The organism is Flaviflexus sp. (assembly GCF_052087705.1).
Classification (GTDB): Bacteria; Actinomycetota; Actinomycetes; order Actinomycetales; family Actinomycetaceae; genus Flaviflexus; species Flaviflexus ciconiae.
Genome location: NZ_JBQCYC010000002.1, coordinates 167,302 through 179,767 on the forward strand (window position 1 = coordinate 167,302; position 12,466 = coordinate 179,767).

The window sequence follows — 12,466 nt, forward strand, 5'->3', positions numbered from 1 at the left end:
CATCAAGGAACCACTAGGTTGGAGGAACCGAGTCAGACGTATTACGGAGAGCTAATATGATCGAAAACGGCAAACGGTACTAAATTTGTCGAGCCCCCAATTTTCCGACGTTCTAATTGAGAGTGGCATCGGTGCCATGCCAGCCATAGTTGATGGATTGGTCAATGTCACGCAGGACCGCGAGTATGAGGGGAGGCAGTCATGACTTCCGTTGAAAAGCGAGCACCAGAAACCGGAGTGCCCGCCGTCCTACGTGGCGTCCTTGCTTTAACGATTGCCCTGCTTGGCATTATCGCTATTGGTTTCTTTGAGATCAGAGCTGATGCCGCGTCGCGCGGAGTGTCGGTTGACTGGTCGAACAACATTGAGAGCGCAGGCTCGTATTCGGTCTTCTGGTGGAATGCGGGGATTGTTGTTGTCGTGCTGATCGTTATTGCGGTCGTATGGCCGTATGCTCGCACACTGCTGTCAATGGTGCCGCCACTGGTTGCCGGTCTTGTCTTTGGCGGTAGTGCACTGTGGTGTCATCTCACGAAAGAGCCGGGCTACGTCTCGATCTTTGAAACTGGGCAGGCGTCAAGCGCGACCGGCCCCGTGCAGGCTGAGGCTGATGCGGCGCTCGGACAGTGGTTCCGCACGGGTGCACTAGGTGCCGTCACCCTGATCCTCGTCGCAGTGATGGTTCTCCTGATCAGCTACGCGCTCCTCCGCGCGAGGGGCCGCGCAGTAGACGAAGATTGACTGTGTGATTCAGGTGGATCACTTCCCGCCGTCATACGCTGAACCGCGATGACAACGGGAACCGAACCGCGATGACAACTGAAATCAAAGAAACTGCTCCCCGACAGTCGGAACTGAATGATCAGTCCAACCTGCGGGGAGCAGTTCTATGTGCGCGTGGTGACGCCCTACTCGAACGTCTTGGCGATCTGGGGGTTCTTGTCGATGTAGGCGTCGAGGACGTCCTTGGCAACGGCGACGGAATCGACGAGCGGGTGGGCTGCGAGTGCCCGCCATGCCAGCGTCTTGTCCCCTGAGATGGCCGCGTCGATAACGAGCTCTTCGCAGGCTTTGACGGAGGTGACAAGCCCGAGTTCGGGGCCGGAGAGAGGACCCTGGTTGATGGGCGTGATGCCGTTGGAGTCGACAACGCAGGGAACCTCGACAACGGCGTCGTCGCGGAGCTGGGGGATGATGAGGGAGTCGCCGTCGTTGTTGGCGACACCCAGGATCATTCGGGCCGGGGTTCCGGTGGCAAGTGCTGTCATGAGTTCGAGGGCCACGTGCTCGTAGCCGCCACCCATGTCTTCCTCGCGACGCGACTCCCCTTCATCGCGGGACTCCGCCATGTAGGTTGCTTCGCGCTCGTTGTGGGCCTGGGTCCAGAGGTCACCTGCGCGTGCCGGGTCTGCCTGTGCAGCATCGTAGAAGGATCCCTGCTGGGCCTGGAGGAACTCGCCGCGGGTTTGCCCGGTGCTGATCTTCTCCACCGATTCGCGGTTGTAGTAGTAGTAATACAGGTATTCGTTCGGGATCATCCCCAGGGCACGCACCCAGTCGAAACCAACGGTACGGGCCTCTTCGAGCCGGACCAGCTGATTATCGTCCGCGAGGATCGAGGGAAGCAGGTCATCGCCGCCGGCGTTGAGGGAACGGAGCCATCCAAGGTGGTTGAGCCCAATGTAGTCGTAGGTAATGTCCTTCTCGTCAAAGCCCGCAATAAGGGAGGCGCGGCGGACAAGGCCGATCGGGGTGTCGCAGATCCCGGTCACGCGGGGATGAACCGTGCGCATGGCCTGGGTGATGATGCCGGCGGGGTTCGTGAAGTTAATGATCCAAGCATCCGGCGCATGCTGCTTGACGGTCTCCGCGAGGCGCATAGCCTCCGGGATGGTGCGGAACGCGTAGGCGTAGCCGCCTGCTCCAACTGTTTCCTGGCCGAGGATGCCGCGGGTGAGTGCCTCGCGTTCGTCGATGACGCGGCCGCAGGTGCCGCCGATTCGCATGGCGGAGAAAATAAAGTCGGCTCCCTTAACTGCGTCAACCATGTCGGTCGTGGTCGTCACCGTCGGGAGGTTCTTATAGCCGAGCTGGTTGACGACGTCTTTCATGACGGCCAGGCGGTCGTCTGCGACGTCGTAGAGGCATACCTCTGTCAGATTAAGGGGAAGGTTGGGGTTTGCCAGGACGGAAAGAATCTGGGGGACGCGGAAACCGCCGCCGCCGACGAGGAGTAGTTTCATGGATATATCACCTGAGTGCCAGTGGACTTGATCGAATTGATGATTGGCCCGGTTGCGGTTGTAATAACCCCGTCGAAGTCCGTGACGGGGCAGATCTTGAGGATACCTGAGCCGGGAAACTTATCCGGGCTTGCCAGCAGATAAGCAGACGTTGAGTTCCTCAAAATGGATTTCTTGATCGGAACCTCGGTTCCCGTGGAATCGAGGACGGTAAGGTCCGGGCTTACGCCCGAGGTGCCGAGGAAAGCAATGTCGGCGCGAAGCTGATCCATGGCCTGCTCTGTAAGAGATCCGACCATGGAGAGATAGGTATTGCGAACGACCCCGCCGAGCACAACCAGTTCGGTGTCAGGGGAGTCCCGCAGAATATCGATGACGGCAAGTGAGGCAGTGAGTACGGTGACGCGCCTGCCGTAGAGTGCCTCGGCTGCGGCGGCCGTGGTGGTGCCGATATCGATAAGGACAATGTCCCCATCGTTCACCAGTTCAGCGGCAGTCTGGCCGATGAGCTGCTTGTCATCGGCTGATTTCGGAGCTATTTGAGCAAACGTGCGTGCGTCAACATCAATTGTTCCACCTCGCACCCGCTGGAGCATCCCCTGAGCATCAAGCAAATTGAGGTCTCGGCGAATGGTCGACTTGGAGACCTGGTAGCGTTCAGACAGGGACACGACGTCGAGTCCCCCGGAATGGCGCACTTCTTCAAGAATGCGCTTCCTACGTTCGGCGGGGAGCATAGTATGAGCATAGTGAATGCTGACAGTGCGCACAAGCACGCACTATCAATCACTTGCATTCAGTAGTTCACACCTTTAGGCTTCCCTGTATGGGTTACGTCACGCGCCACGGCGGTCAGCCAACCGTCTATGTCGCAGGGTCTTTATTCCTCGATATCGTCATGGCTGGTCTTGGTCATGCTCCGCGCCCCGGTGAGGAGCAGTGGGTCGCCGGTAGCGGGATCATGCCGGGCGGTGTCGCCAACCAGGCGGTTGCGTGTGCAAGGCTTGGCCTTGATGCCTCCGTCATCACCTACGTCGGTCAAGACAGGGCCGGTTCGTGGGTACGAGAAATGCTCGCCGATGAGCACGTGAACATGTCGTTCGCCGAGCACACTCCGACCCAGAACATCACTGTGTCGCTGGTGATGGAGGGGGACCGGGCTCTCACAACCCACGGTTCGGACGATGTTCCGCTCCCTCCCGAAGACCTCGATGCCCCGACGGTATTTATGGCGTCCTTGCCGTACCTGGCGCGGGCGAAAGACAGAATCGCTCAGTGGCGGGAGCAGGGCACCCTGGTCATTGCTGATACGGGCTGGGATGAGACAGGGGAGTGGCCGCGGGAGCATCTTGATGCGCTGTCGGTAGCCGACGTGTTTGTTCCCAACTGCTCGGAAGCCCAGCACTACACCCGGACCCTCACGATTGAGGATGCTGCAGAGGCCCTTATCGAGTATGTTCCGTCAGTCGTTGTGACATGCGGTGGGGAAGGTGTCCACGTTATAAACCGCGAGGGCGATACGATTTATTGTGAGGTGTTTCCCGCAATCGAGGTCGAGGCCATCGACACAACCGGTGCGGGCGATGCGTTCAGTGCGGGATTCGCGACGGGCCTGTCGGCCGGGGCCAGCCTCGCCGACTGTGTTCATCTTGGGCAGTGCGCGGCCGCGTGGACAGTCTCGAAGATCGGAGGTTCCTGCGCTGCCCCGCACATGGATGATCTGATGGGCTGGTTAACAAAGGACAGCAAGCTTGAGGCGCTGGTGGGAGATTCCGTCCGCGCCGTAAGGACGAAAATAACTGGTGTTACGGCGCAATGATGCGCCCAACGGAAGGAAGAAAACCATGAGAACGAGTGCCAAGTTTGTTGGACTGGGAGCGGCAGCGCTCCTCGTCCTCACGGCATGTAACCCGTCGGCCGATGAGAGCGACGACGATGCGACGACCGACAACGGCGCAACGTCGGAGGTCTCGACCGATATTTCTGATAAGCCGGAGCAAACGCTCCATGTCTGGGACCAGGAAGTCCGTGGCGGCCAGGATGAGCAGATGAGGCTCCTCAACGAGGCTTTCATGGAAAAGTACGACAACATTACGATTGAACGTAACTCGCAGTCCTTCGAGGACCTGCAAACCACGCTCCGTCTCGCCCTGTCCGGTGCGGACGCTCCGGATGTTGTCCAGGCCAACAACGCACGCTCGATGATGGGCCAGTTCGTTGCCTCGGACCAGATCGTCTGCCTTGACGACTACTCTGAGGCCTACGGCTGGGAGGATCGCTTTGGTGACATTCTCTCCTACTCGTCGTATTCCGATGATGCCGCGACCTTCGGTGAGGGCTGTGTCTACGGTCTGCCTCAGGTCGGTGAGACCGTCGGTATCTACTACTCCCAGTCGAAGCTCGATGAGCTCGGCCTGGAATACCCGGAGTCCTGGGAGGAGCTCGAAGAGCAGCTACCCCAGATCGTTGAGGCCGGCGAGGTTCCCCTCGTCCTCGGCAACATCGACAAGTGGCCCGCTATCCACGTCTTCGGTGCCATCCAGGGCCAGTACGAAGATGCTGAGAACATCCGTACCCTCGGCTTCGGTAACCCCGGCGGCGAATGGGACACGGACGGCAACCGCGAGGCGGCTGCACAGATGCAGGACTGGGCCAACGAAGGTTACTTCAACTCCGGCGTCAACGGTGAAGACTACGACCAGGTCTGGCAGGACTTCGCCAACGGTGAGGGCGTCTACCTCATCGCGGGCTCCTGGCTGGCAGCTGACCTGAGCGTTGCCATGGGCGACGACGTTCGCTTCGCACTCCCGCCGAGCGAAGGCCCCACCACCACCGGTGGTACCGGCCTGCCCTTCGCGGTGACCTCCGCCGCTGAAGACAACGACGTGGCCGCTGCCTACATTGACTTCATCACCTCCGATGAGGCCATGCAGATCCTCGCCGAGACCGGCAACGTTCCCGTCCTCAACGCATCCCAGTTCACCGACAGCGCCGACCAGGTTGTCGCCGACGTCATGACCGCCTTCGACGAGCTCGTCTCCGACGGCAACATCGTTCCGTACCTCGACTGGGCTACGCCGACGATGGACCAGGTCATGGGCGATGCTCTTCAGAACCTCCTCGCGGGACGAAGCACCCCCGAAGAGTTCGTCACGACCATTGGTGACGCCTACAACGAGGCGCAGAACTAACAATGGTTGCAGCACCAGGGGTACCCGGCACCGTCACTCATGGCGGTGCCGGTCCCCGGCGCAAAGCCCGGTCGAAGAAGCGGACACGTACCGTCACCACGATCGCGCTGATGGCCCTCCCGGTCCTCGTCTACGGCACGTTCATCATCTACCCCGTTATCCGGGTTATTGGACTGTCGTTCTGGCACTGGGATGGGCTTGGGACAGCCGAATGGGCGGGCGTGGAGAACTACACCGCCATCTGGCAAGACGATCGCCTCCGTGACGCCTTCCTCCACGGCCTTGTCCTCATCTTCTTCTTCGCGATCTTGCCCATCATTATCGGGCTTCCTCTCGCATCGCTCCTTGTTCGGTCAAAGGTGCGAGGACTCGGGTTCTTCCGAACCGTCGTGTTCCTCCCACAGGTCATCGCCATGGTTGTCCTCGCGGTCGCCTGGAGAGATATCTATGACAAGGACGGGCCGCTCAATACGGCCCTCGGATGGTTCGGGCTGGGGCTCGACGTGTCGTTCCTCGGAAGCTACACGTGGGCTCTCCCCGCGGTCGGTTTCATTGGTACATGGGTATCGACAGGACTCGTTACGGTTCTTCTCATGTCCGGTATGGCGCGAGTCTCCGAGTCCTACTACGAGGCGGCCACCCTCGACGGTGTTGGCGCGTTTGGCAAGTTCCGCTACATCACGCTGCCTGCCGTGCGCGCAGAGATCCTCGTTTCCATCACGCTGACAACGATCAACGCCCTCAAGACCTTCGACCTTGTCTACATGACAACGTCCGGTGGTCCCGGCACGTCAACGACAGTGCCAGCCTACGAGGTGTACTACCAGGCGTTCCGGGTCGGCAGCGTCGGGACCGCATCCGCGCTCGCGGTTGTCCTTATGGTTATCATCTTCGCGATCAACATCGTGGTGAACGTTCTTGGTGAGAGGGAAGGGAAGTAATGTCTCGTAACGAGCGCCTTATCTCTCTCGTCATCCTGTGCCTGTTCGCTATTTCATCGCTGTACCCGATCATTTCGGTCTTCATCAGGTCACTTGATTCGACGGTTGCTACCGATCATTCGTGGGGCCACTTCGATAACTACGCGACCGCCTGGGACCAAGGAAACTTCTCCCACTATATGAAGAACTCGGTCATGATCGCGGTCTTCGTCGTCTTGACAGCGCTGATCCTGTCCGTCATGACCGGCTACGTCCTCGGTGTCGTCCGACCCAAGGGCGGGAACATCATCTTCTTCATCTTCCTCGCCGGAATGATGGTGCCCTCCGAAGCTCTCGTCATCCCGCTGTTCTTCGACCTGAATTCGCTCGGGTTAACGGACACAATCTGGGCTGTAGCCCTGCCGCAGACAGCCCAATCCTTGGCCTTCGGAACGTTCTGGATGAGAGCGTACTTCCGCAACGTCAACCCTTCCGTTATCGACGCCGCCCGGATGGACGGCGCGAGCGAATGGCAGGTGCTGTGGAAGGTGCTGATCCCGATGGGTATGCCCGCGATCATCACTCAGGTCATGATCACGTTCATGTGGACGTGGAACGACTTCCTTATCCCGCTCGTCATGTCGCCCAACGGTGACTTCCGAACGGCCCCGATGAGCCTCGCGTTCTTCTCCACAGCCCACACCTCGTCGGCTGTTCTCATGGCAGCGGCCGCAGTGCTCGTCGCCGCACCGATGATCATCCTCTACATTTTCCTGCAGAAGTACTTCATCGCAGGTATGACAGAGGGCGCGGTCAAGGAGTAGCCAGCCGGCCAACATGTTGGCGAAGTTTTGCGGGAGTGGGGAGATCCTTCACGCTCCCGCTCCACTTCCTCAAGCTTCCCGAAGCAGGCTGCGTCATCTGACATATAGTGACCGGTCGATGTCCTTCGCGGAATAGATGCTCACCGAATAGACCCACGAAGCACCACCGATTATGGAACAACATGATTGGTGGTGCTTGTTTATGCGCACGATTGACACGCCAGCGCGGGAATATGTTCGAGATATTCCATATGTGCGCAGTTATACGTAGGGTGTGACATACACCGCTGAGTAGTGATAAGCCAAAAATTGATAAGCGGTGCCGGAGCTTCAAGGAGGAAGCATGAAACGGAGAATAGGACTGGCGCTCGTTGCGATCGCCGGCCTGATGGTCCCGACGCTCGCAGCAGCGGACGACGGGGCCACTGCCGAAGAAACGTTAGTGATCGAGGAGGGGTCGCGTTCAACGGACGTGTCGCCCGTCAAACTCGATGTGCTGGGAGTGTGGTCGCACCCGGATGACGATGCTGGCATTATCGCCCCCTGTGGAGTCTGGGGCGATCTGGAAGGCATCGATTGCGGCATTATGCTTACCACCCGCGGTGAGGGTGGCTCGAACTCGGTCGGCCCGGAGGCCGGACCCGATCTCGGCCTGCGCCGCGAGAACGAAGACCGTGCATCGCACGTGCGTGCTGGCACGGTTGACATGTACTACCTGGACAAGGTCGATTTCTACTACAACACCTCCGCTCCGCTCACCGAAGAGGCCTGGGGCGGCGAGGACGTTCTCCGCAGGGCAGTTCGCGTCATTCGCGAAACCCAGCCGGAGATCCTTGTAAGTTGGACAGGATCTGTCACGGCAGGTCACGGTAACCACCAGTACGCTGGCCGGCTCACCTACGACGCTGCCGCAGCAGCATCCGATCCGACGATGTTCCCGGAGCAGCTGAGCGGCCCCGACGCTGTTGATACCTGGCAGGTCAAGAAGGTTGTCCAGCAGACATGGGGAGGCGCCGCAGGTTCCGGTGTCGTAACGGATGCCCCGAACTGTATGGCAAACTTCGAACCCGACAACCCGAACGGCTACTCGAACTACGGAACCTGGACGGGTTACGAGTCCGAGTACGAATGGGTCGAAGGCAATACCGCCGGTGTTGAGCCCGGCACCAAGAAGACCTGGGCGCAGGTTGGTCGCGAAGACGGCCAGCTCCACGCGACCCAGGCCCGCACGATGGTCAAGGGCCTTGTGGACCCCAGCTGTGTGAACTACATGGTTGGTGAATCGTGGGTTCCGATCCCCGAGCTGGGAACGGACGCAGCGGGTGAGGATATTGCCGTGCACTACGGTAGCTCGGTCCAGCAGGAAGGCAGCCTTCCGCTGGGCACCATCTACTACCCGTCGGCACCCGACTACTTCGTTGCTCCCGGTGAGCCCACGACAGTCGAGCTGACCGTCGCCGCTGGCGATGTCGCAACCCCGGCAGGCACCGCATCCGCGGACGTGCCCGAGGGCTGGACCGTTGATTCTGACGCTCAGATTCCCACGCTCAACCCCGGTGAGGAAACCACGGTTGAGTTCGAAGTAACTGCCGCTTCAGACGCCACCCCCGGCGCCGTGAAGATCCCGGTCCGTTTCGCGGCCGATGGTGTAACTGCCTACAACGAAACCCACGTCGAGGTCACCGCACCGATTGATGGCCGGTTTGCTCGCTGGGGCAACTTCCTTGAGTTCGAGGAGTGGGTTGACGATTCCGGCGTTCGCGTCGACGGTGATTCACCTGCGATCAACCAGATTGGTGCAGGCGAATCCGTCACGCTTGACGTTGACGTTGCCAACCGCACCTCGGACGATGCGACCGGAACCGTCGAATTCGACATCCCCGAAGGCTTCGTTGTCTCTGAGGACAGCGTTGCCTTCTCGGTTGCTGCCGGTGAAACCATCGTTGTTTCGACAACGCTGACCAGCACGGATCCCGCCGATCAGGGCGGACGTATTGACGAACTGTCGATCACGACCACCTCGGGCACCTCCGTTGCGACGGAGTCCATGCAGCTCTACGTTGTTCCGAGCGTCTCGATTCCGGAACTTGAATCTGCACCGACCGTTGACGGAACCGGCGACGAGTACGATACGACCATCGACATCTCCCGCACGTGGGAGGGTGGCGACTGCGAGTCTGGCACCGACTGCGGTGCCGATTCGGTCACGAAGCTCGGCTGGCACGACGATGCCATCTACATGTGGATCGATGTCGTTGACGACACCGCGTCCGGCGCTGCGACCCCGGACCGTTGCTTCGGTCACTGGCTCGTTGACTCCGTAGAGGTTCAGCTTGATCCCCTCGGTAACTCGGTTGACACCTCGTCGACCTTCAAGCTCGGCATCTTCCCGTTCACGGATGATCCTGACAACTTCGGTGGCAACGGTGTAGATGGTCCCTGCTGGACCAGGGATGCTGACAACCACCAGGGCTTCTCGTCCGGTCCACTGGCCGAGACTATCGAAGGTGGCCTGAACGCCGAAGGCGTTGAGGTTGCAGTCAACGTGGAGCGTGACGGCAATTCCTACGTGGGTGGCCGCTACCAGATTGAGGTGAAAATCCCGTTCGATGCCCTCCCGGCAGCAACCGGACCGACCTCGGCCGCACCTACCGGAGATGCTTCGACGAACGACATTGATCCCACCTACATGGGCTTCAACGTTTCCCCGTACGACACGGACAACCAGGACTTCGTTGGCGACACCAGGCTTGCCTGGTCGCCCTTCGGATCCCAGCAGTCCGAGCCCTACCGCTGGGGCCACGCCTACCTCGACGGCTACGAACCGCCCGCAGGCAGCACCGGCGAGGTCGATGATCCAATCATCCCGCAAACCGCACTCCAGAGTGCAGAGTCCCCGCAGTCCGTGTGGCAGTCCGCTACGACCGGCAACACCATGGCAGGTCTCCAGCCGAACTCCACCGTTGAGGCAACTCCTGCTCTCTCCGGCGACACCGTGAGCGTCGACGTCACGGGAGCAACCGACGGAACGCTCCGCGCATACGTGTGGCAGGGCGACCCAACCTACATCCCCGTATGGACGAGCTCCTGTGAGTACTCCGAATACGGAAACGACGCGTGCTCGCCCGAAGACGGCAAGGCACGCCCATGGGCTCCGGACATGAACGGACGCCTCCTCGCCGAGGCTGAGGCCGCCGCCTCGGCAGGCACGATTAGCCTTGACTTGGCCGATGTCACGGTTGACACCGAGCAGGAAGCGTACCTGCTCGTCTCCTACCAGGGAGCATCCGACGTTGAGGCATGGTCCTTCCCGATCTCCGCTGCAGATGTGGAAGAACCGCAGGCCCCCGAGGCCGGCAACCTCTTCTTCATTGCCAACAGCTGGGACACGAATATCGCCGATCAGGTCGTGGTCTTCGGTCGCGAAGGCGACGAGGTCCTCGTCGGTGACTGGGACGGCGACGGCGTTGACACCCTCGGTGTACGCCGAGGCAAGGAATTCTTCCTCGACAACGCCATCAAGTCGGGTAATGCCGATATCTCCTTCAAGTACGGTAAGGAAACCGATGAGGTCTTCGTTGGTGACTGGGACGGAGACGGAACGGACACCGTTGCGGTACGCCGCGGAGTGACCTTCTACGTCAACAACTCCTTCGAAGGTGGCAATGCCGATTCCACGTTCAAGTATGGACGTGACGGCGATGAAGCCTACGTGGGTGACTTCGACGGAGACGGCGAAGACACGTTCGTGGTGCGCCGCGGTGACGAATTCTTCGTCGCCAACGCCCTCGTTGGCGGCAACGCCGACATCTCCTTCCACTACGGCAAGGCAAGCGACGAGGTCTTCGTTGGTAACTTCGACGGAGAAGACGGCGACACGATCGCGCTCCGCCGAGGAACGATCTTCTACGTGAAGAACACCCTCGTTGGCGGAGTAGCAGATACAACCATCTCCTACGGTCGAGTTGACGATCGCGCCTACGTTGGTGACTTCGACGGCGACGGTATCGACACCCCGGTGGTGAACCGCTACGTCAACCCGTAGTACCAACCGCTAACTGAATAGCAACAGGGAGGTGCTCCCCGGATCGAAAGGTCCGGGGAGCACCTCTTTTTGGAAGCGCCCGGAGATTGCGTGGCCAGAGCTTGACCTGGCTGACCTTGGGTAGGCTGAGGAACATTGCATTAACGGACCTGTACACCGAGCTCGGCTTGAAGAATGTGCCCGCGGCAATCCTGTCGGATTAGGATGGGACGATCGTTGACACGGAGCCCGGATGGCGCCCCGCTTCCATCAAAGTGGTCGAAGAAGCCGGCGGAGTCTGGCTACCGAATGAAGATCCGCAACGCATCCTCGGCGTCTCCTCCAAAGACCATGCGACGGCACTCGCGCAGGCAGTGACGCGCGGAACGGGGGAGAAGGCCGATCCCCAGATGCTGTTCGATCACGTTGGTGATGCGATTGAAGCCCGCATGCGTAAGGGCCTGGTTCTTATGCCTGGAGCCGGGGAGCTCCTGTCGGCTTTTGAAACCGCCGGGCTGCCCCAGGCCCTCGTTACAGCGTCCCCCAAGAGTCTCGTTCAGGCACTTGTTGACGGGCTTGGGGACCACCCGCTCAGCACCTATGTTTCCGGAGATGATGAAATCCCGGGGAAGCCCGACCCTGCTCCCTACCTGCTCGGCGCGGAAAAGCTCGGAGTAGATATCAACGACTGTCCCGTCTTCGAGGACTCGGATACTGGGTTGGCCGCGGCACGTGCCGCAGGAGCCACGGTCCACTCGGTGACGGAAAGGCCCCTGGCGGAGCTACTCGTCCACCTGTCGGAGTAGCTCCGTGCGCCGGTGCCACCTTCCATCCCCGAGCGGGTGCCACAGCTGATTCATAGGCCGGAAGAAGCCCGGTAATCAGCCGTTTACCAACCGTTTACTTAAGGCGGTTTTTCGTGACGCAAGGCTCGCATTTCGGTGCTTTCTTGCTTTCTTCACGGTTTGGTCGTGTGAGAGAATCGGAGCATGACCCATGCGATCAAGGCCGCTATCGGATACCTCTTCGGACTGCTTGTCACTTTCTTCGTCATCCTCGTCGGTGCCGAAGTGGTTCTTCACTTCTTCGCGAAGGAACCCAAGGTCACCATCTCCGTGTTCATTGCACTGGTCGGTACAGTGATCGTCGCGGGCGCTGCGTTCTATCGGAAGAAGACGAGCGTCTGATCACCTCATTCCTCTCAGTTGAGCAGCCACCTTGGTGGCTGCTTTTCTGTACCGTTCTATTTTTCCGTGCCGTTCTG

General features: G+C 60.0%; 10 protein-coding genes. 8 read left to right on the forward strand and 2 right to left on the reverse strand.

From position 1 onward, the window contains the following. Positions 1-201: 201 nt before the first annotated feature. A complete protein-coding gene (locus ACTHUY_RS02015) occupies positions 202-741 on the forward strand; it encodes a hypothetical protein (protein ID WP_441677465.1) in 540 nt (179 codons plus the stop codon). 167 nt (positions 742-908) lie between these two features. Here ACTHUY_RS02015 and ACTHUY_RS02020 read toward each other — a convergent pair whose 3' ends face one another. Next, positions 909-2,243, reverse strand: a complete 1,335-nt coding sequence (locus ACTHUY_RS02020) for a family 4 glycosyl hydrolase (RefSeq protein WP_441677466.1) — start codon at positions 2,241-2,243, stop codon at positions 909-911. Then, positions 2,240-2,980 (reverse strand): DeoR/GlpR family DNA-binding transcription regulator, encoded by a 741-nt coding sequence (locus tag ACTHUY_RS02025; RefSeq protein ID WP_441677468.1) that lies wholly within the window; start codon positions 2,978-2,980, stop codon positions 2,240-2,242. The genes ACTHUY_RS02020 and ACTHUY_RS02025 overlap by 4 nt, the downstream gene beginning before the upstream one ends. An 89-nt stretch (positions 2,981-3,069) precedes the next feature. On the opposite strand from ACTHUY_RS02025, the gene ACTHUY_RS02030 reads away from it, so the two are divergent. The 7 genes from ACTHUY_RS02030 to ACTHUY_RS02060 all read left to right on the forward strand — a co-directional run bounded on the left by ACTHUY_RS02030 (position 3,070) and on the right by ACTHUY_RS02060 (position 12,389). Further along, the gene (locus ACTHUY_RS02030; protein WP_441677470.1) at positions 3,070-4,062 is read left to right on the forward strand and encodes a carbohydrate kinase family protein; all 993 of its coding nucleotides are present in this window, start codon (positions 3,070-3,072) and stop codon (positions 4,060-4,062) included. A gap of 25 nt (positions 4,063-4,087) precedes the next feature. Further along, positions 4,088-5,434: an ABC transporter substrate-binding protein gene (locus ACTHUY_RS02035; RefSeq protein ID WP_441677472.1), complete on the forward strand. Its 1,347-nt coding sequence runs from the start codon at positions 4,088-4,090 to the stop codon at positions 5,432-5,434. Between the two features lie 2 nt (positions 5,435-5,436). After that, positions 5,437-6,375, forward strand: coding sequence for a carbohydrate ABC transporter permease (locus ACTHUY_RS02040; RefSeq protein WP_126702878.1), 939 nt, complete (start codon positions 5,437-5,439; stop codon positions 6,373-6,375). Next, entirely contained in the window at positions 6,375-7,178 is an 804-nt protein-coding gene (locus ACTHUY_RS02045; protein ID WP_441675913.1) for a carbohydrate ABC transporter permease, read from the forward strand. The genes ACTHUY_RS02040 and ACTHUY_RS02045 overlap by 1 nt, the downstream gene beginning before the upstream one ends. A 343-nt stretch (positions 7,179-7,521) precedes the next feature. Beyond that, a complete protein-coding gene (locus tag ACTHUY_RS02050) occupies positions 7,522-11,223 on the forward strand; it encodes a sugar-binding protein (RefSeq protein WP_441677474.1) in 3,702 nt (1,233 codons plus the stop codon). A gap of 212 nt (positions 11,224-11,435) precedes the next feature. Beyond that, on the forward strand, positions 11,436-12,008 hold the full coding sequence (locus ACTHUY_RS02055; RefSeq protein ID WP_441677529.1) for an HAD family hydrolase: 573 nt from the start codon (positions 11,436-11,438) through the stop codon (positions 12,006-12,008). Positions 12,009-12,191: 183 nt separating this feature from the next. Then, positions 12,192-12,389, forward strand: a complete 198-nt coding sequence (locus ACTHUY_RS02060; RefSeq protein WP_126702882.1) for a hypothetical protein — start codon at positions 12,192-12,194, stop codon at positions 12,387-12,389. The last annotated feature ends 77 nt before the right edge of the window (positions 12,390-12,466 follow it).